The 23,124-nt window shown below is 47.7% G+C and carries 22 protein-coding genes, 14 tRNA genes and 4 rRNA genes; 3 read left to right on the top strand and 37 right to left on the bottom strand.

Features of this window, described 5'->3' with window-relative positions; translation table 11 throughout:
- Nucleotides 1-7: 7 nt before the first annotated feature.
- The 16 genes from H1230_RS04755 to H1230_RS04680 all read right to left on the bottom strand — a co-directional run bounded on the left by H1230_RS04755 (nt 8) and on the right by H1230_RS04680 (nt 11,960).
- Complete coding sequence (locus H1230_RS04755) at nt 8-619, bottom strand: putative phage tail protein (RefSeq protein ID WP_239714437.1); 612 nt, start codon at nt 617-619, stop codon at nt 8-10.
- A 3-nt stretch (nt 620-622) separates the two neighbouring features.
- A complete protein-coding gene (locus tag H1230_RS04750; protein WP_239714436.1) occupies nt 623-961 on the bottom strand; it encodes a hyaluronate lyase N-terminal domain-containing protein in 339 nt (112 codons plus the stop codon).
- Nucleotides 962-973: 12 nt separating this feature from the next.
- Nucleotides 974-1,996, bottom strand: coding sequence for a DUF2793 domain-containing protein (locus H1230_RS04745; RefSeq protein WP_239714435.1), 1,023 nt, complete (start codon nt 1,994-1,996; stop codon nt 974-976).
- Nucleotides 1,997-1,998: 2 nt separating this feature from the next.
- Nucleotides 1,999-2,412, bottom strand: coding sequence for a phosphoglucomutase (locus tag H1230_RS04740; RefSeq protein WP_239714434.1), 414 nt, complete (start codon nt 2,410-2,412; stop codon nt 1,999-2,001).
- A 2-nt stretch (nt 2,413-2,414) separates the two neighbouring features.
- On the bottom strand, nt 2,415-3,473 hold the full coding sequence (locus H1230_RS04735) for a baseplate J/gp47 family protein (protein ID WP_239714433.1): 1,059 nt from the start codon (nt 3,471-3,473) through the stop codon (nt 2,415-2,417).
- Entirely contained in the window at nt 3,466-3,897 is a 432-nt protein-coding gene (locus H1230_RS04730; RefSeq protein WP_239714432.1) for a DUF2634 domain-containing protein, read from the bottom strand. The genes H1230_RS04735 and H1230_RS04730 overlap by 8 nt, the downstream gene beginning before the upstream one ends.
- Nucleotides 3,894-4,187: a DUF2577 domain-containing protein gene (locus H1230_RS04725; RefSeq protein WP_239717100.1), complete on the bottom strand. Its 294-nt coding sequence runs from the start codon at nt 4,185-4,187 to the stop codon at nt 3,894-3,896. Before H1230_RS04725 ends, H1230_RS04730 begins: the two co-directional genes overlap by 4 nt.
- Before the next feature lie 6 nt (nt 4,188-4,193).
- Nucleotides 4,194-5,156 carry an XkdQ/YqbQ family protein gene (locus H1230_RS04720; protein ID WP_239714431.1) on the bottom strand — a complete coding sequence of 321 codons (963 nt, stop codon included), beginning with the start codon at nt 5,154-5,156 and terminating at the stop codon, nt 4,194-4,196.
- An 11-nt stretch (nt 5,157-5,167) separates the two neighbouring features.
- Nucleotides 5,168-5,914, bottom strand: coding sequence for a LysM peptidoglycan-binding domain-containing protein (locus H1230_RS04715; RefSeq protein ID WP_239714430.1), 747 nt, complete (start codon nt 5,912-5,914; stop codon nt 5,168-5,170).
- A 1-nt stretch (nt 5,915) separates the two neighbouring features.
- The gene (locus tag H1230_RS04710) at nt 5,916-7,955 is read right to left on the bottom strand and encodes a hypothetical protein (protein ID WP_239714429.1); all 2,040 of its coding nucleotides are present in this window, start codon (nt 7,953-7,955) and stop codon (nt 5,916-5,918) included.
- Nucleotides 7,956-8,150: 195 nt separating this feature from the next.
- Nucleotides 8,151-8,573, bottom strand: coding sequence for a phage tail assembly chaperone (locus H1230_RS04705; protein WP_239714428.1), 423 nt, complete (start codon nt 8,571-8,573; stop codon nt 8,151-8,153).
- Between the two features lie 112 nt (nt 8,574-8,685).
- Nucleotides 8,686-9,156: a phage tail tube protein gene (locus H1230_RS04700; RefSeq protein WP_239714427.1), complete on the bottom strand. Its 471-nt coding sequence runs from the start codon at nt 9,154-9,156 to the stop codon at nt 8,686-8,688.
- Between the two features lies 1 nt (nt 9,157).
- On the bottom strand, nt 9,158-10,480 hold the full coding sequence (locus H1230_RS04695; protein ID WP_239714426.1) for a phage tail sheath family protein: 1,323 nt from the start codon (nt 10,478-10,480) through the stop codon (nt 9,158-9,160).
- Nucleotides 10,480-10,662 (bottom strand): hypothetical protein, encoded by a 183-nt coding sequence (locus tag H1230_RS04690; RefSeq protein WP_239714425.1) that lies wholly within the window; start codon nt 10,660-10,662, stop codon nt 10,480-10,482. Before H1230_RS04690 ends, H1230_RS04695 begins: the two co-directional genes overlap by 1 nt.
- Nucleotides 10,659-11,045 (bottom strand): phage tail terminator family protein, encoded by a 387-nt coding sequence (locus H1230_RS04685; protein ID WP_345773430.1) that lies wholly within the window; start codon nt 11,043-11,045, stop codon nt 10,659-10,661. The genes H1230_RS04690 and H1230_RS04685 overlap by 4 nt, the downstream gene beginning before the upstream one ends.
- 387 nt (nt 11,046-11,432) lie before the next feature.
- Entirely contained in the window at nt 11,433-11,960 is a 528-nt protein-coding gene (locus H1230_RS04680) for an ArpU family phage packaging/lysis transcriptional regulator (RefSeq protein WP_481857114.1), read from the bottom strand.
- 285 nt (nt 11,961-12,245) lie between these two features.
- Here H1230_RS04680 and H1230_RS04675 point away from each other — a divergent pair, with 285 nt between their 5' ends.
- Together H1230_RS04675 and H1230_RS04670 are read left to right on the top strand one after the other, a co-directional pair.
- A complete protein-coding gene (locus H1230_RS04675; RefSeq protein WP_239714423.1) occupies nt 12,246-12,689 on the top strand; it encodes a helix-turn-helix domain-containing protein in 444 nt (147 codons plus the stop codon).
- Between the two features lie 39 nt (nt 12,690-12,728).
- Nucleotides 12,729-13,142 (top strand): ImmA/IrrE family metallo-endopeptidase, encoded by a 414-nt coding sequence (locus H1230_RS04670; RefSeq protein ID WP_239714422.1) that lies wholly within the window; start codon nt 12,729-12,731, stop codon nt 13,140-13,142.
- Between the two features lie 79 nt (nt 13,143-13,221).
- On the opposite strand, the gene H1230_RS04665 is transcribed toward H1230_RS04670, so the two are convergent.
- From H1230_RS04665 to H1230_RS04570, 20 genes are all read right to left on the bottom strand, one after another.
- A tRNA-Pro gene (locus H1230_RS04665) sits at nt 13,222-13,295 on the bottom strand.
- Between the two features lie 19 nt (nt 13,296-13,314).
- Nucleotides 13,315-13,388, bottom strand: a tRNA-Gly gene (locus tag H1230_RS04660).
- A 12-nt stretch (nt 13,389-13,400) separates the two neighbouring features.
- A tRNA-Pro gene (locus tag H1230_RS04655) sits at nt 13,401-13,474 on the bottom strand.
- 31 nt (nt 13,475-13,505) lie between these two features.
- A tRNA-Arg gene (locus H1230_RS04650) sits at nt 13,506-13,582 on the bottom strand.
- Nucleotides 13,583-13,594: 12 nt separating this feature from the next.
- Nucleotides 13,595-13,669 (bottom strand) — tRNA-Gly (locus H1230_RS04645).
- A 7-nt stretch (nt 13,670-13,676) separates the two neighbouring features.
- A tRNA-Leu gene (locus H1230_RS04640) sits at nt 13,677-13,760 on the bottom strand.
- Between the two features lie 16 nt (nt 13,761-13,776).
- A tRNA-Lys gene (locus H1230_RS04635) sits at nt 13,777-13,852 on the bottom strand.
- A gap of 5 nt (nt 13,853-13,857) precedes the next feature.
- Nucleotides 13,858-13,931 (bottom strand) — tRNA-Gln (locus H1230_RS04630).
- A 51-nt stretch (nt 13,932-13,982) separates the two neighbouring features.
- Nucleotides 13,983-14,058 (bottom strand) — tRNA-Val (locus H1230_RS04625).
- A 42-nt stretch (nt 14,059-14,100) separates the two neighbouring features.
- Nucleotides 14,101-14,175, bottom strand: a tRNA-Glu gene (locus H1230_RS04620).
- Nucleotides 14,176-14,186: 11 nt separating this feature from the next.
- Nucleotides 14,187-14,262, bottom strand: a tRNA-Thr gene (locus H1230_RS04615).
- A gap of 1 nt (nt 14,263) precedes the next feature.
- Nucleotides 14,264-14,339, bottom strand: a tRNA-Asn gene (locus H1230_RS04610).
- Nucleotides 14,340-14,344: 5 nt separating this feature from the next.
- A 5S ribosomal RNA gene (gene rrf / locus H1230_RS04605) occupies nt 14,345-14,461 on the bottom strand.
- 124 nt (nt 14,462-14,585) lie between these two features.
- A 23S ribosomal RNA gene (locus H1230_RS04600) occupies nt 14,586-17,515 on the bottom strand.
- A 235-nt stretch (nt 17,516-17,750) separates the two neighbouring features.
- Nucleotides 17,751-17,826: transfer RNA gene (locus tag H1230_RS04595), tRNA-Ala, on the bottom strand.
- Between the two features lie 23 nt (nt 17,827-17,849).
- Nucleotides 17,850-17,926 (bottom strand) — tRNA-Ile (locus H1230_RS04590).
- Nucleotides 17,927-17,968: 42 nt separating this feature from the next.
- Nucleotides 17,969-18,085, bottom strand: a 5S ribosomal RNA gene (gene rrf / locus H1230_RS04585).
- Between the two features lie 127 nt (nt 18,086-18,212).
- A 16S ribosomal RNA gene (locus tag H1230_RS04580) occupies nt 18,213-19,770 on the bottom strand.
- Together the 16S, 23S and 5S rRNA genes with 14 tRNA genes alongside form the textbook arrangement of a ribosomal RNA operon.
- 395 nt (nt 19,771-20,165) lie before the next feature.
- Nucleotides 20,166-20,396, bottom strand: coding sequence for a hypothetical protein (locus tag H1230_RS04575; protein ID WP_154122573.1), 231 nt, complete (start codon nt 20,394-20,396; stop codon nt 20,166-20,168).
- Nucleotides 20,397-20,632: 236 nt separating this feature from the next.
- The gene (locus H1230_RS04570) at nt 20,633-21,244 is read right to left on the bottom strand and encodes a stage II sporulation protein M (protein WP_239714421.1); all 612 of its coding nucleotides are present in this window, start codon (nt 21,242-21,244) and stop codon (nt 20,633-20,635) included.
- 114 nt (nt 21,245-21,358) lie between these two features.
- Here H1230_RS04570 and pdaB point away from each other — a divergent pair, with 114 nt between their 5' ends.
- Complete coding sequence (gene pdaB, locus H1230_RS04565) at nt 21,359-22,162, top strand: polysaccharide deacetylase family sporulation protein PdaB (protein WP_239714420.1); 804 nt, start codon at nt 21,359-21,361, stop codon at nt 22,160-22,162.
- 18 nt (nt 22,163-22,180) lie between these two features.
- Here the strand turns inward: pdaB and H1230_RS04560 are convergent, their stop codons facing one another.
- Nucleotides 22,181-23,002 carry a PPK2 family polyphosphate kinase gene (locus tag H1230_RS04560; protein WP_239714419.1) on the bottom strand — a complete coding sequence of 274 codons (822 nt, stop codon included), beginning with the start codon at nt 23,000-23,002 and terminating at the stop codon, nt 22,181-22,183.
- Between the last annotated feature and the right edge of the window lie 122 nt (nt 23,003-23,124).

Below are 23,124 nucleotides of genomic sequence, written 5' to 3'. Positions count from 1 at the left end.
CACTCTCCTATTTATAGGTTCTTAATTCATTCCATGTCTTAGCATGGGCAGTATTCCAATGAATCAATTGGAGCGTAGCCCACCAGGTATAGCTATACACAAACTCATAGGCTAGATGCGCCGGCTTAATCTCTTCGATGATCTGAATCAGTCCCGCCATGTTCGGCGGGATGCCCAGAGTTCCGACAAAACGTATCTCAAAGTTGTACTTTCCCGGGACTTCGATAACCTCTACATCCCCTCCGGAAAAAGCCGATGCGGTCCGCTGGATCATTTCCGGCGTTGTCGTCCCGCTTCCCCGCAGCTTCGCTTTAATCATCTCCCGGCGACTGACTGGCGACTTCGAGGGATCACTGCTTAAGCCTAGCTCCAGTTCCCAGCGTCCAAGACTCCACGTAGCCGTTTCCACAAATGCCTGATTCAGTACATCTATTGCACCTGTTTGTAGACCACCGATCTCAGTGCCGAGTATTGCCTGCAGCTCCTCCATTTCCTGAATACCCTGATAATAGTCAGGCAGATAGTGCATAAGATCCAATGCCTCAGTTGCTCCCGGATCGGCAGTGTTCGTCTCTGCTGAGTAAAGTAAGGAGCTGTATAAAGAATAACTATAACTCACTCGTTACACCCCCTTGAGTTGATTCCATGTCAGCGGACCTTTACTCAAATAATCAGGATGTGTGTGCGCCGCTGCAGGAAATACCGTCGGCTTGCCATCCACTCCCGCCCAAGACACGCTGTCCGCTGCTTGTGCATAATCCACCTTGCCGTTGTTATTCGTGTCATAAATACTCTTGATCATATCGCCGACACCTTGCACCGACACTAGCAGCATATTACCGCTGCTGTTCCCGATATACAGCTTGCTTGTATCTGTACAATAGCCCATCTCACCGACAGCAAGCGTCCCCAATGCACTTTCGAGCCCGCGACGAATTTGAATTAATGTCTTTAGAGCCATTATCTTCGCCCCCTAGAATGTGCCGCCGTCTATACTGGCTACCATCAGCTTATTACCATTTGCAGCGTCATAAATAATGCTGCTGCCATCCACATTTACAGCTACTCCTGCCGCATCTACGATAATCCCTTTGCTGGCAGTAACTGCAATAGCGTCTGCTGTTACGTTAATGCCGTATCCCGTGCCAATACTCAGTGTCACAGTATCGGCTTGGCCGCCTCCAGTCAGGCCGTTCCCAGCCGTAATAGTCTGCAGAGCTCCCCCAGTACGGACCCATGCGCTGCCATTCCAGCTGTAGATCTTCTGCTCGTCATCCACATAGACGGTCCAGCCTACAGTTGGGATATAATACACCCAAGCGGAGGTTTGGTATTCCGCGATCTGATTTGTTTTTCCTGACCAGGCGCCGGTAGCTCCCGTCGGTATAATATAACGATCACTCTCCACTGGACTGGTCGGTGGGGCTGTCAGGTTCTGATCTTTTACTGAGGCTTGCGGCTCTAAGTTATGCTTGGCCAATTCGATCTCATTCCTAATTTTCTGTGCGGACCATAGATCTGTAATAGCGGCTCCCGTATCATTGATCGACCGATGCTTGGCAACATCGTCAATATGGACTTTAATCTCAGCGGCCGTCTTCACATTGGTGCCATCCGACACCTTGTTGATATGTCCCGCACTAATATCCGCCTTCAGCACTTTCGCAAAGGTGGAGCCATCGGCAATATCATCTACCGTGCCTGTCAGGTCGCTCAGCTTCTGCGTATTTACCCGTCTCCAAACTGATCCGTCGTCTGTATACAGATACCCGCCGTTCGTCCCGCTGGTCACATAATATAAACGCCCCACTGCTCCAGCTACTGGACGCGAAGCCTCTGGCCCGGAAAGAGCCCGGCCAACCATGGAGTTGGACAACCCATCACCGATATAAACTTCCTTAGAATCTGTGCAGAACCCAAGCTCGCCCGCTTTCAGAACCCCGTAGGTTGAAAGCTCTGCTGTAGTTCCACGTTTGATTTGGAGCGTTTGTGCCATTTTCATGCCTCTCTTCTAAAAGATCCTCCGTCAATTTGTCCAGTTGCCTTGTAACGTTCCAGCTCGCTCTGTACAGCTGTAATTCCCCACTGCAGTGCATTAATATCATCAGCTTCTATCGTGTCACCCGGAGTTTCGTAAGTAACATACACCTCAGGCACCTCGGCAAAAATTCTGATCATACGCTGCCAGGGCATCTCGTCGGGCAAAGAGACGGTGAAATTCCGCAGCTGCTCGCCGCTATACTTTGTCCCTGTGTAGACGCTAATACTCTGATTGTTAATATTGTCATGGGCAAGGGGGCCACTGAATACACCATTCGTAAGCAGCAGTTTTTCTTCAATGACATAGCTGCCGCCGCTCACCTTTTTATTAAGCTTATCCTTAAAAAGATCGATCTGGTCCGGGTACCCCATGGCTACACCTCCAGCGCAACAATGCCGAACAGCAGCACTTCAGCTTCATTTAGCAGCACATTCCCAACCCCACCATTTAACTTCAACTCTGTATAGTCAACAACGCCCTCCGTAGAGAGCAACAAAGCACCGATTACGGACTGGCTAACATAAGTTGCTGCAAAAGCTTTCTGCTTGCGGTAATTCTCCAGAATTGCCTTGAATTGATCATTGACTGACTGCAGTGCATAACCCGGAGCTAGTGTGACCTTAGCGCTTACGTTGATACTTTTCCCTACTGCCGAGGCTACGGTCACCACTGCGCCAACCGGGGCTTGTCCTTCGCCTTCACCAGGCAGCGGGTCAATATATTGCTGAACCTTGGACACCAGCAGCTCGGAAGCGGGCTGAATTTCACTATCTACAATAATTACCTTCACCGTTTTGGGACCATTCCAGAGTGGAAAAACACGCGTTCCCCCCACACCCGCAATCTGCAGCGCCCACTCCATATAATGATATTTATTGCCGCTGGTCGCTGGGCGTCTAGCCGAATCGAAATAGCGCTGACGCAGCGCTTCGTCGTCCTCTACATCATCACCAGGGATCAGCAATGCTGCTATCTCCCCACGCGCCAGCTCGGGAATATAATCTACCGGCAATAGCGCACCAAAGTAACGATTCCCGTCCGCACCAGCGGTTTCACTCTCTAAACGATAAGTGCCTGGGGACAGCTTCTCCACGGTGTTATAATTCAACAATTCCAGGGAAAATCGGCTGCCCAGAGGAACATCTATCAATTCTCCACCACTGTTATAAAATAATCCCCGCAGTTGCGCTTTACTTGCCGGACGCCGCTGAATACCTGACCACGCAATACAACGTTCCAAATACTCACCGGTAGCCGTATCCGCAAAATTCAGATTATTATTCACGTCAAGCTCAATATACATCTGAGCCATTTCAGCTGCCGCCGGAGACAATGCATCATAAATAATGCTGCCTTCGCGCTTGTCCATTCCTTCCGGAACCCTGTCCAACATCCGTTCCAGCAAGACTTCAAAAGTCTGATCCTCATACACTTTCCTTCAGCTCCTTTCTCAACTGAAAATTGCCATAACGTGTAATGACATTACAATAAATACTCAGGGTGTCACCGATAAAGGCAACATCCAGCGCTTCGAGCGCAGTTATTCGTTCATCCTGCAGCAAAGCTTCGGTAACGATACGCTTGATTTCAGATCTTGCCAGCAGCCGATCTTTTCCGAGCACCAAATTCCACTCTGTTCCATAATTTGAGCTGTAGATCAAATGCTCATAACGATCGGTTCGCAAAATTTTCACTGCTGCTTGTTCAACTGCTTTAAGCGCATCCACATGGCTCAGAATCCTTTTCCCATCCCAATCCATCCTATACGTAAGACTCGTAACTTCGGCACTCTCTAGCGTCGAATCTCCTGCCAAAGGCGTTGTTATCGGTCCTGTCGCCCCAATCGCCGGTATCATAGGTTCACCAACCGATCTAATACGAGATAGCTCTGTCCGCCCTGCATGCGAACCAATAACACACGGTCACCAGAATCCAGACCCCGCCGCAGCACTATTTCTCTGCCATCTAGCTCAAGCTTGCTTTCCATTACGGATTCGGGAAGAACAAGCGCCGGTCCTGACAAAATGAAACGTTGGTCAATCTGAATTTGCAGCGGAAATGCAGCGGTTACCGTTCCATAGGAAAAAGCCACCGGATTCGTACTGCCGACGGCTCCGAGGCTCGCTTTTTTAATAATATCCAACATCAAATGCTACACCACCTTTATATCGAGGGACATGGTATGCTCCCCTCCAGAAATCTTATGTGTACATTGGTCCACCAGGAACAGCTGGGTCTCAAAATCAGCAACCAGTACATAAATGAAGTTGCCTGCCCTTACCCGCATATCGCCAATCGCCTGCACGGAGAGACTTAATTTTTCCCGATTATGCAGCTTTAACAGATTGTTCGCTTTCTCGCGGATCTGTGCGTCGTTTGCCTTGTCATCCGCTTTTTGATACAGGTGTAGAATCCCCCAACGCTTCACATTTTCCTTATCACTAACCGGGAAAAATTCACGTTGTCCGATCTCTTCATTGTCCTTATACAGAAAGATCGTGTTGTACGTATCGTCATCAATGCTTCTTTTTAGCGAATAGTCGTATAAGTAGTGTCCCGCTCCCAGCACCAGATTCAGCAGCATCGCCTCCGGTTTATGCAGGGTCAGCTTGCCGAAATCATCGTAAAAAGCCATCAGCTTCCCCTTGTACTGGAGTTCACTGCCAATGGCTCCCATGATAATGTCGAGCAACTTTTTATCATCTTCGATCAGTGAAGGGATACGATACTCCGTCTGGTCCAGCAGACCGGTCTTGAGTCCATAATCCTTGGCGATTTTCTGAATGACTTCGCTTGCGGTTACATCTTGCAGTACATAGCTGCCGTTGCCCAGCAAATAGCGAATCTGATCATACGCCGTCAGCTTAATCTGCTCATCCGAACCCGTGTCTAAGCTAAATACAAAGCCATAAAATACATCCATTCCATCTTTACTGAACTGGACAATATCGCCGTTACTAATGCCGAACTTCGGGTGCTGGTACACTCCGCTGTCCACCAATGTTAGTTCTAGCGTTGCTGGTTTGCCAGTTCGCGCTGTCTTAAGCGAGATGTCCGTCACAATGCCGGAGATATCCCAGATCCTACCCTCCTTGTTCTTCACAAGCAGCTCCATATCTCCCCCTCCTACGGCAGCTTAATGACTTTGCCGATTGGAAGCTTCTTCAGCTCACTATCAGGAATGCCGTTCAGCTTCTGTATGGTTTTATACTTATTGCCATCACCAAGGATCTTTTGGGCAATGCTCCACAGGCTGTCCCCAGCCTTCAAGGTATAGGTAGCGGGGGCTTTTTTTTCACTTGCCCTTTTCTGCTCCGCCTTTACTTTACCATTGACGACTTTTACAGCGACGGCCTGGTAGAATACGTACTTCTTGAGGGATAGCGTGTATTCAATATCACCCGACGTCCCTGCGCTAAGCTTCCAGGTGAATCCTTCGATGCTGGCCGCCATATTAATCGCAAAATCATTCGCAAAGGACTGATCCTCACTACGCTTGGATTCCTCAAGCCAATTCTGTACCTTATTCTTTTGCTCATCCTTTACCATTTTCGGGATCTTTACCCCGGAAAAAATAAACCGGATCGGCCTGCGACTCACCATCCATTTCTTAATCAGCTCCACGTAGTCGAAGGGCTTCCACAGTTCCGCATCCGGCACAAGCACGAAGGGATACCTTTGCGCCGGAAAAATACTTTCGATGCTGATCTCCGTCAGCTTCGGATAAGCAATCGCATTGATTTCACCCAAATCAATAATGCTGTAACTTTTCCCTTCCCCTGACTCCTTTATTTCCAGCGTTTCCGGATTGACGGGCAGCCTGAACAGATCCTCCTGATTGTTAAAGCTCAGAAAAATACCATACTCTTCCACTTTACGTATACACCCCCTGAGCCGTAGAGACAAACTCCTCATTCAACTTTTGCCCGATTTTGTTAATAATGGCATCGATGTCTCCAGCATTGTTAATGTTGCCAGTCGTCACCTGTACCGTCGGCGTAAGCTCGACAAAGTTCTGAATGGCCTGAATCTCCGCCAGCTCACGCAGCATTTTCAAATCATCACTGGAAATGTCTACGGTGTCGTTGATGGAGCCTAATTCGTTTACACTCTTTACGTTGTTAATATTTGTCGGTGCTGCTGCTGGCAGACCCGGATTACCCGTGAAATTCTTCATACCATCCGGTACGCTAGGGACGGGTATGCTTTGGGGAAGTGGCGTCTTCGGAACGATGGAGACATCCCCAGGATGGGTAGAATTCCACTGGTTGGTAGTGCTCTCATTATTTGAGCTGTTGCCTCCAATATTCAGACTCTTCTTTAAATTATCCATATTGAAATCTTGGGTATTCTCTGCAGCTGCATTAAAAGTTCCCTCAATATTGGCCTGAATATCCTGCTTGAACTCACTGCTGTCCACATGCTCAAGCTGTATATTAATCGCCGTATCAATCCCGATGAACTTCCCAACAGCCCCAACTACTTTATTAATACCACCAATAAGAAAGTTGGCAGCGTCAATAACACCATTAATAAACCCTGCCCACATATCAATCACAAATCCAACAAAATCAGCTACGATTTGCCCGATAGACCGGAACAGATTAGCCAGGAAATCTCTCACCGGTTGAAGAGCCGCAACAATTCCCAAGAAAGCCACAATCAGCGCAATAATTAGCCCGATTACTAGCGCAATAGGATTAGCATTCATCACGGCATTGTAAATGCCTTGTGCTACCGTTGCAATACCTGTGGCAATTGCAGCCATATTAGTAGCAATGGCGGCTACTCCCATGGCTATTTGGTAGGCTAATACACCAGCAACAATTCCTAGAATGATTGGTAATACAAACGGTAATGTAGTACTGAGCACGCTCCATAAGAATAGCGCTCCCTGCACTACTGCTGAGAAACCTTGCGCCAATAGGGCCAGCCCAATTGCCATGCCATCGATGATCGGCTGAAAGGTTCCATCCGAAAAAGCATCGTTCAGAATACTTAGTAACGGAGCAAAAGCTTGCAAAGCCCCCTGTCCCATAGAAGCCAAAGAGTTGTTGTAATTACCCATCAGCGTCTGCCATTGGTTCACAGGAGAATCCATCATTGTTTGCAGCGCAGCGCTAGTCATTCCCGCCGTACTCATGATATCGCCCAAGGTACTTAGGAAAGCTTCCATATTCCCCGTCTTGGCTACCAGATCCAGCCCGCCCAGATCTTCTTCATCGACTTGCAGCATAGAAGCCAGCTCACCGGAATCCCCCTCAAAAGCAGAACTAATCGCTGATGAGGTGTCCCCGATGTCCTTACCTTCCGGAGATAACATACTCATTTTTGTGGAGTAGTCCATTAACTTGTCCAATTGGTCCGTATTTTGGGTTTTGGGATAAAAGGATAAGGCACTCTCCATCGACTTGCTTACATCCTGTCCGGTCTCAAGTGCTCTTTCTTTAAATTTATCAAACATGGCCAAGCCGACAGCAGAATCACCGGTTTTGGCTTTAAACATGTCTCCCCATTTTTGCTGTTCCGCGGCTGGCTCAAGAACCTTTTCCATTACACCTTTAACTTTTTCCGCAACACCCTTAGCCTTATCAAAAGCTCCGGTAAGCTTCTCCCATACACTCACTTGTTTTTGAGCCTCTCCGACTCCGCTGCCCGCCGCAGCATTTAGTCTTTTTTGAGCTTCGACAGCTCCTCCAATTGAAGTTTCTATCCTGGTATAAGCAGAACTGTAATCATTAATAATGTTATATACCGGTTTATTGACTACTTTCATGCTAATTCGGTTCAGTGTGGCGGAAAAGGAATTCGATATATTCGCAGAAACCTGATTTGTAATCTGGTTCGTAATATCTGTAAGCCATTGATTCGAGACCTGCTGTATTCCAGCCATATTAGTCTGTATACCTGCCATTCATTCACCTCCTCACTTATTTCTTCTTCCCCTTACTTTTCGTCCGCTCCTTCTTCTCCTTATCTACTCGAACAACGATCATCGCATAAATAGCCGCTCGTTCACGTGTAGACAGCTTCATCAGCTCATGCGGTAAAATATGCAGCTCGTGGAGGGCGTAGTACGCCAGATTGGCTTCACTATCGCCCCCGTTGATTAGTTTTTTACGTCATCTACCAGCTCATTCATGTCAGTACCAAAGCCGTTCAGTGCCTGTACCCGTTCACCAAGCGCTGCGAACTCACCAGGCAGCAGCATTTTGCGCAGCAGTGCTTCAGCACCAAGAACACTGTAAGAGCGCTGCAGTTCGGCATTTTTCAGATCCGGATGCATAACACTAGACGTCATCAGCTTGGCCATATAATCATTGGGATCAATTTCAGGAGTGTAAGCTCCATTCTTCCCCTTCACCTTACGTGTAGCAGCTTTGCGGCATTCCTGATTCTCATCCTCGGTCATACTGCGCAGCTTCCAAGCAACAGCGGCCCCTTCCTTATCTTTAAATCGCTGGGAGACTACATACTCCTCCGTCGTATCACATGCCACATTTTGTGCAAAAAATAAACTCAATTCACTCATTGTTATCCTCCTTAAATTGATTTAATTACAGATAGAGAAGAGGCCCGCTGCCAACCTCACACTCGGGCCGTTCTTACTCACATCTATATGTCGATAGATATTCCTAAGCAGCTTACAGACCAGTTCCTGCCGCTGCCCCAAAGGCCTGTGCAATCTCCACATCCTCAAAGGTAAAGCTCACTTCTTCTTCCAGCGCATCCGACTCGGTATCGAGAGAAGCCATAATGACGCTATCGAGGTTCACACCCTTCAGCAAAATCCGCTGCGCTCCAACGCTGGATGAAGGATCTTCATTCGTGACTTCAATATCAAAATATTGATCAACACCTGTATTCATATAATCCAGCATCATCTGACGGAAACGGCTGGTCATGTAGAAAATTGTCATCGACCCGCTGCCCGACCACCCAGTCGCTTTATGTTGAACACCCCGACGGCCTAGTGTTTTCACTTCAGCCTTTTGCTTCTCTACGGTCGCTTCCAGCGTCTTCACGTAGAACATTTCCTCCGTTTGGGTACCAATTACAGCATAAGCACGGCCCTCTTGGCCGGAAATGGTATCGCTAGCTTTCAAGAACGCCATCTTAAACCACCTTCACTTTCATATATACTTTTTCAACCGAGTCCACTGGCTTCACAGCAACCTCCAGCACAATACTGTCACTATCCACACCAGCCACGACCACAATATCCGTTTGCGAATTAAAGCCTTCAATGGCCCCGATATTTTGCAGATCATTCATGTAAGTCGCACATTGCGACCAGAACAGCGCACGGCCGTCCTCATTATTAGCCACCTTGCCAATAAAATAGCTCTCAAAAATAATCTTCATATCATTCGCGATCCCGTCCAACACACGCAACACGCGATTCTTGGAGAAGGCTTTGCCCTTATCCGGGGAATAAGCCGTAAATGTATTAATGTCCTGTTCCACCACAGCCCGACCTCCGGTGTAAGTAAAGAGAAGTTCACCGTTTAACAGGGCTGCTATCGTCTCGGAATGGCTAAGACGTACATCGACGTCAACCGCATCATCATAGGCTTGATAAGTCAGCGACTCATTCACCGCAGCAGCGGCGGTAGCACCGGCTACCCAAGCAACCGCACCCATTTTGTCAATGATTGTGCCGTCACTTAGCACCACACCATTCTTGACGCTGATTACCCCAACATGTCCAGCCGTAGCATAATCCGACAATACTGTTTGCACCTTTTTCCCTTCGACATCACGCAGGCGCTTCACAAAAGAGGTATATAATGCCTTCAGCGAGTTATCCTGAGACAATAACCCTACCGTTTGGAAGTCCTGAACCTCCAGAGCCGATAGAAAATCGCTATGTTCCTGATTAGTCACTGTACCGTTCGCTCCACCTATTAGCGGCAAACCTGCGGTCAGCGATAAGCCAGTCGTACCATTCGGTTGAAATTGTACATAATCATTGGGTAGCAGCGCATCAGCAGCGCCCACCGTTTGTTTATCCTGCTCTGTGCCATCAAGGAGCGTCAACACATCGAACAACACATTGTTTTCAATGTTTTTCTCAATGACCACAGAAATATCATTACCGCGAGCGCCACCGTATTTTGCAGTAATCTGCAGTCCGTTATTAGTCGCCGCCGCTTTAACACCCACATTCAGACGGTACAGCAGCAAGGTTCCTGCCCGCTTCAGCGCTTCACGCACCGACAGCAGCGTAGGATGGGTCAGATCATAGCTCAGCAGCTTGGCCACATCGTCCTGCGCTGTAACCTTAACAATCACTCCCGATTGCCCCCAAGGCAGTGTAAGCGCCAGTGCGGTGATTCCACGTTCCCCCATTTTACCGATGGCACTTTGATTCGTTGCTACATTTACGTAAACTCCGGGGCGCACCTTATTTTGCGTGGTCCATGTTCCTCCAGCCATTAAATAACCTCCTTATTTAAAAAAAGCACCAGTAATTCTTTCGCATCTTCCACCGTATAGCTCTGTTCATCTTGCAAAATAACGTTCAGCACATCTTTTTCCTTTGGTAAAAAAAGCGTTGATTCCAGAATCTGTCCTTTGCCGAATACATTACTGTTACTGCTTGTCTCATTTGTACTCATTTCAGTTGTTCTCCTCCTGTCATTTGGCCCATCTTCACCGCTTCCGGTTGAACACTTTGCAGATAAAGCATATAATCCACCGTAAAAAGCGGCCCCTGCTCAGCTGTTCCTGCCTCCCAGGCATGCCTAACACTGCGTACAGAAACGTTCTCCTTCTCAATCACTGCCAGCGCTTCTCGAAGCTCATCAGCCATTTCCTCACCTCTTAGCACGCTGCCCTGCTCATAGCGGATACCGAAGTGATAAACAGCCAGATATCTTCCCTCACGCTGCCGATCAAAGGTTGCAGAGATCATTACTGGATGAAAATAAGCTGCCAGCGGTTTCTCTCCATCCACATATACGGGGGTATCCGGAAAATACCGTTCAAGCGCATTTGTGATGTTAACCCGCAGTTGTTGTTGTGCAGACCTGTTAATGAATACTCAACCTCCTTCTTGAACTAGGAATTAAAAATGGATATCATCCGCTAAGGATAATATCCACTTCTTGATTAGGCTGCTGTTGAGAAGAATCTTTCACCGCTATAGTTTTTAGTAGAGCATTCATGCTCTTGCGGTGTTCTTCTGCTTCATTTGCCATGTTATAATCATACCCCCTCAACTTCCGCCTGGAGACGGTAATCCGGCGATATTTGGGAGAGATTAGGGATGACTTAGAGCGCCTTTTCACCGAAAAAAAAGCTGCATCATCCTTTTAGGACAATACAGCTAGGATTGCTATTTTTGAAACCCAACCTTCCTTATCATGTTTCTGATTTCATCCTCTAGTTAAGAAGTGATGCCTATTCTCTCTATATACTCTTTCTGTTCCGTCAGCGTTTTAGGAGCTGCTTTTGTTAATGAATTCAGAGACAGCAGTCCAAGATCCATTAAAGCCAATGCCATCTTATAAAAAGCCTTCGAGCGTATCTTTACATAGGTGTCCTTGCTGACAGGCGGATCAAATACATGATTATAGACCGTATAATCGTATGTCTCATCCCGTTTCATATACCTTTCACGCACTAACTGCTGCTCTCTCGTCTCCAGCCTTTCCACAACAGAATCAATCGCCGTACAAAAAGCTCTCCTAGCAGCAGGCACATCTACATTATGCGCAGCAAGCGCAGCGGTCTGATCAGTAATAGTATTAGTAGGACCATGGAATCGCTCGGTATATGAATAAGTGATTCCAGCCTCCTTAGCCTCAAAAGTGACTGTCTTAAAAATACGGTATTTCTCTAACAGCCCCTCTATAGCAATTTGAGTCTGGCGGCGATCCAGTTCTGGTAACGTTGAAGTTGATAAGTTCATCATGTATGCACTCCTTTGTGATTAATGGATTGAAATTAAATTAGCAGAAATTTCTAGAGAAATATGGTAGAATTCTTCTTGTTCGTATAGTGTTCGTATTTTTATATAATATACCACTTATCTACCAATCCCGTAAAATGCCGTTTAAGGCTGTTTTAGTCCAAATATGCTATACTTCTCCATTTTATCTTGCCTTTTGGCATTATACTGCTCTTTTCGTATTTACCTTTTGGTAAAAAAGGCTTATATTATTAACAATAGCCAATAGCAGATAAGGAGTCGGTCAAGATGAAAGCGGAATTTGGGGATTATCTAAAACAGCTGCGGGAGGCAAAGGGACTGACTATTAACCATTTGGCAACAGCAGCCGGTATCAGCGGGTCACAGATTTCAAGGATAGAAAATGGACTAAGAGGCGTTCCTAAGCCAGATACACTGCGTAAAATTGCTCAAGCTATTGAAGTCTCTTATGAGGAGCTTATGGAACATGCCGGTTATTTACCGCAGCAGGCTCCACCCAGCCTTAATGTCGTTCCAGAGTGGGCTACAAGCAAAGATAAGCGAGATTTTCGAAAGATGCTGGAGGATGACGGAGAACTAATGTTTGACGGGATACCGTTAGATCAGGAAGACAAGCAGAGGATAAAGGATGTGCTGACTGGCTTGTTCTGGGAGGCCAAGCAAATGAACAAAAGAAAACAACAGAAGAATGATCCAGAGTCCAGTAAATAACACTATTACTATTACATTAACATGCTGCAGGTGAAGAAAATGGATGAATTGATCAATAATTTGCTTAAAAAACATAAAACCAACTGTCCATTTGAGCTTTCCAGAGCGCTGGGGATACACATTCGTTTCATGAATCTGGGGGCAGTTACGAAGGGATTATATTACAGAAAATTAAGAAGAAGATTTATTGTCATTCATAATGAGCTACCTATAGAGTGGCAGCGCTTTGTTTGTGCACATGAATTAGGACATGATCGCCTCCACAAAGGCATCAACCGCTTTTTTCTGGAAGAGAGTTCCTACTTCTCACCAGGTAAGCTGGAACGTCAAGCCAACCTCTTTGCCTTGAAGCTACTATCTGCCAACAGTCTTCCCGATCAGGATGAGTCATTGAACAGCTATTACTTACGGATTGGAATTCCTCCGGAAGTTAGATTTTACACACAAGACTAATGAATATTTCTTTCTAAATAAACAACAAAGAACTCTTACCTAAGTAAGAGTTCTTTGCCAGCTATGAACTGTAAGTGTATCGGGACGACACGATTTGAACATGCGACCCCCTGGTCCCAAACCAGGTGCTCTACCAAGCTGAGCTACGTCCCGAAACTATAAAAGTAAAATATGGAGCGGGTGATGGGAATCGAACCCACGCTATCAGCTTGGAAGGCTGAAGTTCTACCATTGAACTACACCCGCAAAGGTGTAAAATCGGGACGACACGATTTGAACATGCGACCCCCTGGTCCCAAACCAGGTGCTCTACCAAGCTGAGCTACGTCCCGACAATATAAAGTTAAGATTGTTCCAAAAAAATGGTGCGCCCTGAGGAATTCGAATCCCCGGCCTTTTGATTCGTAGTCAAACGCTCTATCCAGCTGAGCTAAGGGCGCATATAAAACTATTGGAGCGGACGACGGGAATCGAACCCGCGACCCTCGCCTTGGCAAGGCGATGCTCTACCGCTGAGCCACGTCCGCAAATAAGTGGTGCGCGTGGAGGGACTTGAACCCCCACGTCATAAACGCTAGATCCTAAGTCTAGTGCGTCTGCCAATTCCGCCACACGCGCACAATACAAATAAAAATGGTGAGCCATGAAGGATTCGAACCTTCGACACCCTGATTAAAAGTCAGGTGCTCTACCAGCTGAGCTAATGGCTCTCACTTGGCTGGGGATATAGGAATCGAACCTATGATGACGGAGTCAAAGTCCGTTGCCTTACCGCTTGGCTAAACCCCAATGTTGGATACCTTATATTGCCCATAATCTCATAGAATATAATGACGATAATGGTGGAGGCTGAGGGGTTCGAACCCCCGACCCTCTGCTTGTAAGGCAGATGCTCTCCCAGCTGAGCTAAGCCTCCGTATGTATGGTGACCCTCAAAGGGTAACGATAAGTGAAAATTTGGTGACCCGTATGGGATTCGAACCCATGTTACCTCCGTGAAAGGGAGGTGTCTTAACCCCTTGACCAACGGGCCTAATAAATCTGTGGAGCTCTCAACCGGATTCGAACCGGTGACCTCATCCTTACCATGGATGCACTCTACCTACTGAGCTATGAGAGCATGGCTCCCCGAACAGGGCTCGAACCTGTGACAACTCGATTAACAGTCGAGTGCTCTACCAACTGAGCTATCAGGGAAAATCGCTTGGCAACGTCCTACTCTCCCAGGACCCTTCGGTCCAAGTACCATCGGCGCTGGAGGGCTTAACGGTCGTGTTCGGGATGGGTACGCGTGGAACCCCTCCGCTATCGCCACCAAACGGGTTTTTTCCGGTCGCTTAGCTCCCCGAATTTCTTCAGGAAAATAACCAACACTAGAAAAGACATACAGGCTTGAATCGCCTGAAAACTGAATCCGAATCGAATCTGCGTTCTTGCTTGTTTGTGGATAAGCCCTCGACCGATTAGTATTGGTCAGCTCCATGCATTGCTGCACTTCCACCTCCAACCTATCTACCTCGTCGTCTTCAAGGGGTCTTACTAATTGGGAAATCTCATCTCGAGGGGGGCTTCACGCTTAGATGCTTTCAGCGCTTATCCCGTCCGTACGTAGCTACTCAGCCATGCTCCTGGCGGAACAACTGATGCACCAGCGGTACGTCCATCCCGGTCCTCTCGTACTAAGGACAGCTCCTCTCAAATTTCCTGCGCCCACGACAGATAGGGACCGAACTGTCTCACGACGTTCTGAACCCAGCTCGCGTACCGCTTTAATGGGCGAACAGCCCAACCCTTGGGACCTACTTCAGCCCCAGGATGCGATGAGCCGACATCGAGGTGCCAAACCTCCCCGTCGATGTGGACTCTTGGGGGAGATAAGCCTGTTATCCCCAGGGTAGCTTTTATCCGTTGAGCGATGGCCCTTCCATGCGGTACCACCGGATCACTAAGTCCGACTTTCGTCCCTGCTCGACTTGTAGGTCTCGCAGTCAAGCTCCCTTATGCCTTTGCACTCTGCGAATGATTTCCAACCATTCTGAGGGAACCTTGGAACGCCTCCGTTACTCTTTAGGAGGCGACCGCCCCAGTCAAACTGCCCGCCTGACACGGTCCCCGTACCCGATAAGGGCACTAGGTTAGAACCTAGATACGATCAGGGTGGTATCCCAACGTCGCCTCTGCAGAAGCTTGCGCTCCTGCTTCTCTGGCTCCCACCTATCCTGTACAGATCGTACCCAAATTCAATATCAAGCTGCAGTAAAGCTCCATGGGGTCTTTCCGTCTTGTCGCGGGTAACCTGCATCTTCACAGGTATTAAAATTTCACCGGATCTCTCGTTGAGACAGCGCCCAAGTCGTTACGCCATTCGTGCGGGTCAGAATTTACCTGACAAGGAATTTCGCTACCTTAGGACCGTTATAGTTACGGCCGCCGTTTACTGGGGCTTCGGTTCACAGCTTCGGGTTTAACCCCTAACCGCTCCCCTTAACCTTCCAGCACCGGGCAGGCGTCAGCCCGTATACTTCGCCTTACGGCTTCGCACAGACCTGTGTTTTTGCTAAACAGTCGCTTGGGCCTTTTCACTGCGGCCCCCTCGGGCTATTCACCCTACCGAGGCACCTCTTCTCCCGAAGTTACGAGGTCATTTTGCCGAGTTCCTTAACGAGAGTTCTTCCGCGCGCCTTAGAATTCTCTTCTCGCCTACCTGTGTCGGTTTGCGGTACGGGCACCTTCTCCTGGCTAGAGGCTTTTCTTGGCAGTGTGAGATCATGACCTTCGCTACTACAATTTTCGCTCCCCATCACAGCCCAGCCTTAACGATGTGCGGATTTGCCTACACATCAGCCTCACTGCTTAGACGGACACTTCCATCAGTCCGCGTCACTACCCTCCTGCGTCACCCCATCGCTCATAGCGGATTACGGTGGTACAGTAATTTCAAACTGTTGTCCTTCGACTACGCCTTTCGGCCTCGCCTTAGGTCCCGACTTACCCTGAGCGGACGAGCCTTCCTCAGGAAACCTTGGGCTTTCGGCGGATCAGATTCTCACTGATCTTTTCGTTACTCATACCGGCATTCTCACTTGTATACGCTCCAGCACTCCTCACGGTATACCTTCAACGTATATACAACGCTCCCCTACCCCAGATACAATGTATCTAGCCATAGCTTCGGTGGTGTGTTTAGCCCCGTTACATTTTCGGCGCAGAGTCACTCGACCAGTGAGCTATTACGCACTCTTTCAATGGTGGCTGCTTCTAAGCCAACATCCTGGTTGTCTGTGCAACTCCACATCCTTTCCCACTTAACACACACTTGGGGACCTTAGCTGATGGTCTGGGCTGTTTCCCTTTCGACAATGGATCTTAGCACTCACTGTCTGACTCCCGGTAATAAGTATATGGCATTCGGAGTTTGACTGAGCTTGGTAACCCTTGCGGGCCCCGCACCCAATCAGTGCTCTACCTCCACTACTCTTATACCGAGGCTAGCCCTAAAGCTATTTCGGGGAGAACCAGCTATCTCCGAGTTCGATTGGAATTTCTCCGCTACCCCCACCTCATCCCCGCATTTTTCAACATGCGTGGGTTCGGGCCTCCAGTGCGTGTTACCGCACCTTCACCCTGGACAGGGGTAGATCACACGGTTTCGGGTCTACGCCCCCATACTATGTCGCCCTATTCAGACTCGCTTTCGCTGCGGCTCCGGCTTCTCACCTTAACCTTGCATGGTAAACGTAACTCGCCGGTTCATTCTACAAAAGGCACGCCATCACCCATAGATCGGGCTCTGACTTTTTGTAAGCACACGGTTTCAGGTTCTATTTCACTCCCCTTCCGGGGTGCTTTTCACCTTTCCCTCACGGTACTGTTTCACTATCGGTCGCCAGGTAGTATTTAGCCTTAGCAGATGGTCCTGCTGGATTCATACGGGGTTTCACGTGCCCCGCACTACTCGGGATCCGTCTCGGAGAGAATACAGTTTAGGCTACAGGGCTTTTACCTCTATCGCGGGCCTTTCCAGACCTCTTCGCCTACCATATTCCTTTGTAACTCCATGTGAGACGTCCCACAACCCCTAAGAGCAAGCTCTTAGGTTTAGGCTGTTCCGCGTTCGCTCGCCGCTACTGACGGAATCACTATTGTTTTCTCTTCCTCAGGGTACTTAGATGTTTCAGTTCCCCTGGTCTGCCTCTACATACCCTATGTATTCAGGTATGAGTAACTGTGCATTACCACAGCTGGGTTTCCCCATTCGGACACCCCCGGATCAAAGCTTGCTTACAGCTCCCCGAGGCAGTTTCGTTGTTCGCCACGTCCTTCGTCGGCTCCTGGCGCCTAGGCATCCTCCGTGTGCTCTTATTAGCTTAACCAATGCTCCGGTGTTTCGCTTGTTCACTCATCTTGTTTTGAATGTTGCTACCGGATCACTCCGTTCGCAGGTCATTCAAAGCCAAAAGTCGCTTCACCATCGAAAACCTTCGCTAAGCCATAATACACTTTCGCTCGTTTACACAAGCGACAGATAAAATGTTCTAAAACGCAAATTCGTTTCGGTATCCAGTTTTCAAGGATCAAGTTTAAAACCATATTCATTTTAAAAAGTTTTGGTGGAGCCAAGCGGGATCGAACCGCTGACCTCCTGCTTGCAAGGCAGGCGCTCTCCCAGCTGAGCTATGGCCCCATAAGAGGTTTATGAAATTTGAATGGTGGGCCTTAGTGGACTCGAACCACCGACCTCACCCTTATCAGGGGTGCGCTCTAACCAGCTGAGCTAAAGGCCCTTATTCAATCAATGCATCTCATGAAGTTAATCATAAGGGTGCGCTTGGCAACGTCCTACTCTCCCAGGACCCTTCGGTCCAAGTACCATCGGCGCTGGAGGGCTTAACGGTCGTGTTCGGGATGGGTACGTGTGGAACCCCTCCGCTATCGCCACCAAACGCATACGAAAGAGACTTGCTCTCTCAAAACTGAGCAACGAGTGAGTGTGTGTAAACCCTAAGGGTTTACTAGAAGCCTTGCGGCTTCTGTTCGAATGTTTCCGTTACAGGAAACGATTCTCCATAGAAAGGAGGTGATCCAGCCGCACCTTCCGATACGGCTACCTTGTTACGACTTCACCCCAATTATCTACCCCACCTTCGGCGGCTGGCTCCCTTGCGGGTTACCCCACCGACTTCGGGTGTTGTAAACTCTCGTGGTGTGACGGGCGGTGTGTACAAGACCCGGGAACGTATTCACCGCGGCATGCTGATCCGCGATTACTAGCAATTCCGACTTCATGCAGGCGAGTTGCAGCCTGCAATCCGAACTGAGACCGGCTTTGTTGGGATTCGCTCCACCTCGCGGTTTCGCAGCCCTTTGTACCGGCCATTGTAGTACGTGTGTAGCCCAGGTCATAAGGGGCATGATGATTTGACGTCATCCCCACCTTCCTCCGGTTTGTCACCGGCAGTCTGCTTAGAGTGCCCACCATAATGTGCTGGCAACTAAGCATAAGGGTTGCGCTCGTTGCGGGACTTAACCCAACATCTCACGACACGAGCTGACGACAACCATGCACCACCTGTCTCCTCTGTCCCGAAGGCCGCCGCTATCTCTAGCGGATTCAGAGGGATGTCAAGACCTGGTAAGGTTCTTCGCGTTGCTTCGAATTAAACCACATACTCCACTGCTTGTGCGGGTCCCCGTCAATTCCTTTGAGTTTCAGTCTTGCGACCGTACTCCCCAGGCGGAGTGCTTACTGTGTTAACTTCGGCACCAAGGGTATCGAAACCCCTAACACCTAGCACTCATCGTTTACGGCGTGGACTACCAGGGTATCTAATCCTGTTTGCTCCCCACGCTTTCGCGCCTCAGCGTCAGTTACAGCCCAGAAAGTCGCCTTCGCCACTGGTGTTCCTCCACATATCTACGCATTTCACCGCTACACGTGGAATTCCACTTTCCTCTTCTGTACTCAAGCCACCCAGTTTCCAGTGCGACCTCAGGTTGAGCCCAAGGTTTAAACACCAGACTTAAATAGCCGCCTGCGCGCGCTTTACGCCCAATAATTCCGGACAACGCTTGCCCCCTACGTATTACCGCGGCTGCTGGCACGTAGTTAGCCGGGGCTTTCTTCTCAGGTACCGTCACTCTTATAGCAGTTACTCTATAAGACGTTCTTCCCTGGCAACAGAGCTTTACGATCCGAAAACCTTCATCACTCACGCGGCATTGCTCCGTCAGGCTTGCGCCCATTGCGGAAGATTCCCTACTGCTGCCTCCCGTAGGAGTCTGGGCCGTGTCTCAGTCCCAGTGTGGCCGTTCACCCTCTCAGGTCGGCTACGCATCGTCGCCTTGGTGAGCCGTTACCCCACCAACTAGCTAATGCGCCGCAGGCCCATCCCTCAGCGACAGATTACTCCGTCTTTCATCCTCTTCCCAGGTGGAAAAAGGAATTATCCGGTATTAGCTACCGTTTCCGGTAGTTATCCCAGACTATGGGGCAGGTTGCCTACGTGTTACTCACCCGTCCGCCGCTAAATCCTGTTGAAAGCAAGCTTTCAACAAAACTCCGCTCGACTTGCATGTATTAGGCATGCCGCCAGCGTTCGTCCTGAGCCAGGATCAAACTCTCCAATTTGTATTGAAAAGAGCGATTGCTCATTTTGAAACCTCTGACGAGAATTTACATTCTCAACCGACAAGTTTACTCCAGCATAAATGCCGTGAAACTCATCTTCTTTTGGATTTTACTTTCGTAAAATCCCACTCACTCGTTGTTCAGTTTTCAAAGATCAAATTCTCGTTTTAGCTCTTCACCGCGTCTCAGCGGCGACCTTTATAATATATCACAGCATATCATAATTTGGCAAGCTTTTTTTTGAAAAACATTTTATTAAAAGTACTTGCTTGCATCCACCTTTCATACAACGAAAAGGGGCGCGAGATATAATGTATCACGGCGCCACCTTTTTAGTCAACCTATTTTGTTAAGTAATTGTAAATCTCATAAGACCTTGGCATATTCCTGCGGCATTAATGCTTGATCTGAGAGGTACGTCCACCCCATGCATACTTAGAAAGCTCTTTCTGGGGAGCGAAGCGTGCATACATACGAAATACGGTCTTATATCTGTTGGCGATAGCATGTCTAATATTTTGGTCCAAGCGTTGATCGCTCAAATCTAATAGCATTTCGTCAAGCTCTTTACGCAAAACATAGTCTAGTTCTTTGCATTCCTTATCATTAAACAACATTCCCAGCATATGCTTGGCCTCCTTCATCAAATTGAAATGATCAAATGCTCCAACTACTAATTCTTGTGCAAAAGAAGTTAGTCCAAATGGGGAAAGCTGCGTTTTGCTCTGTCTAATTAGATTAACCGGAGGATCGCATCTATAACCATAATTATGTAAAATCCCCTATATGGTACAGCCATGCTCAATCTATTTTTCTTTCCCCCTGAGCACGACTTTAATGTTATGCTCAATTCCCCTAAATTTTATGATAAAAGGGAAAATGTAATTGTGCTTTCTATAATGGCAGCAATAAATAGCAAGAGAACAATCCATATGGATGCAGTGAGAGTCTGACGCATAAAGAGCGACCAGTCTGTTCCCCGTTCCTTCTTTCGTGCTGCCGAGCTAAATAGGCTTGAAGCAACTTTACCGCCGAACTGTAGTCCGAAGGCACTAGCGATGATGATAGCTGGTATCTCAATAATTCCATGTGGCAACAGCCCTTTAACTATCAAAGCAAACAAATCTTGTCCCTGCAATGCTGAGTAATGGACCAAGTATCCGATAACCGCTCCATTTATCAATAAAAATATAGCAGGCAGTATCCCAAACAACGCCCCTAAAAAGAGAATGAGCACGCCTTTGATACTATTGTTCATAAATATAAACACAAAGAAGCTCCATTGCGGATGGGAGGACTCTCTAAGGTTACCGCTTATTTCACTTAATCCCCGAAGCTGCTGCACAAGCAATTTTTCCAGAGAATCAGTTCCTATCCAACCTATGACCACACCCCCTGCAAACAGAATAAGTGAAAGTAGTAACGCCTTGCGAATTGTTGTTAGATCCTTAATAAAAGTGAAGAACGATAACATATATACCTCCTGATATTGATATCTGCCATATCTTAATCTTGGGTCATAAGCGGACGGTACGAGCATACATTTAAAACAAACAAGCATTAGCATGGGAGAGGAGCACAGTTATTTATGAATTCTTTTTATGTATTCAGTGGCAAAAAAATAAAACGGTTCATCTACATCTTTGCCGCTGCGCTTCTGGCCGCTGGAGTTGTCTATGTCGAGAGGGGTAACATTACCGTATTTTCTGAAGCCGCCCCTTCTGCGATTTACAGTGTGCCGACGGAGAAGAAGCTTATTGCCCTGACATTCGATATTAGCTGGGGAGAGAAACGGCCGGAACCGATTTTAAAGGTACTTGAAGACAAAAAAGTGGATAAAGCCACCTTCTTTCTGTCTTCACCATGGAGCAAAACCCATCCAGAGATAGTGACAAGCATTAAAAATGCAGGTTTTGAAATCGGTAGCCATGGTCATAAGCATGTTAATTACAGCACACTCAGCAATGAGGAAATCCGTACACAGATTACAACTGCACACTCCGTATTAACTGAATTAACCGGGAAAGAGCCAAATTTAATTCGTATGCCTAATGGCGATTTTGACAAAAGGGTACTCCAAATTGCCAACGACCTTGGGTATAAGGTTATTCAGTGGGATACGGATTCCTTGGACTGGAAAAATATTGGGGTAGATAATATTGTGAAACGGGTTACGACCAAAGCTCACCCAGGAGATATTGTCCTTCTGCACGCCAGCGACTCCTGTAAACAGACTCACGAGGCCCTTCCACTCATCATTGATGAGCTTCGCAAGCAGGGTTATGAATTTGTAACGGTCTCCGAATTGCTCAGCCAAAGCAGTGCCGACGGTAAGGAAGTCCGCGATTCTGCATGGCTGAACGATAGCTTAGAGGATGCGGCCGGATTGTAATGGCCACTATTAAAAGTATTAATGACGTGGAGAAATGAGCTCCGAAATTTCGGGTGTGGGGGTATCCAGCTTCGGATAACTCAGATCTAGACCCTCCAATGTCTTTACAACAATGGCCAGGGCCAAATAGTTGCGGTACCACTGATGATTGGCTGGGATCCAGTACCAAGGCGCTTTTTCAATGCTGGTTTCTTTAAAAATATCTTCATAGGCTTCTTGATATTCATCCCAGTATTCCCGCTCCTGAAGATCACTAGCATCGAATTTCCAGTGCTTCTTAGGATCTTCCAGTCGCTCCTGAATTTTCTTGAGTTGCTTATCCTTAGAGATATGCAAGAAGAGCTTAATGATCGTGGTGCCCTCTTCCACCATCATTTCCTCAAACTGGCGGATGTAACGAAAGCGGCGCTTCATATCGTCCTTTTTCAGGCCACCATGGACGCGTGGTACCAATACATCTTCATAGTGGGAACGGTTAAAGGCGGCGATATAGCCCTTAGGCGGTGTCTTCTGGTGAACTCTCCACAAAAATTCGTGAGCTTCCTCCTCTAAAGAAGGTTTCTTGAAGCTGGTGACCATGAACCCTTGTGGATTAATACCTGAGAAAATATGTTTAACTGTCCCATCTTTACCACTTGAGTCCATTCCTTGAAGGATAACAAGCAGTGAGTGCTTTTTCTGGGCAAATAATATATCCTGTAGCTCGATAAGCCGTTCCTTAAGCTTCTCCATTTTTGCATTGGCTTCTTCTTTGGATTTAAATTCACCTTTTTCATCCGGATCCAGATGCTTAAGTTCAGTTTCATTTGTGTCTTTTATCATATAACGCTTGATGTTCATTTATTCTCCTCCTAAAATAGTGGCTTCGTATAGATATCTTAATATGTATGCTGCTCTTAGGATTAACCTCCTTTGACGGATTTTAATCTTTTCGGCACTCAATATCTAATAAATAACCCCGT

The organism is Paenibacillus sp. 19GGS1-52, assembly GCF_022369515.1.
In the GTDB taxonomy this organism is placed as follows: Bacteria; Bacillota; Bacilli; order Paenibacillales; family Paenibacillaceae; genus Paenibacillus_AQ.
This window is presented reverse-complemented; position numbering and strand designations above follow the sequence as displayed.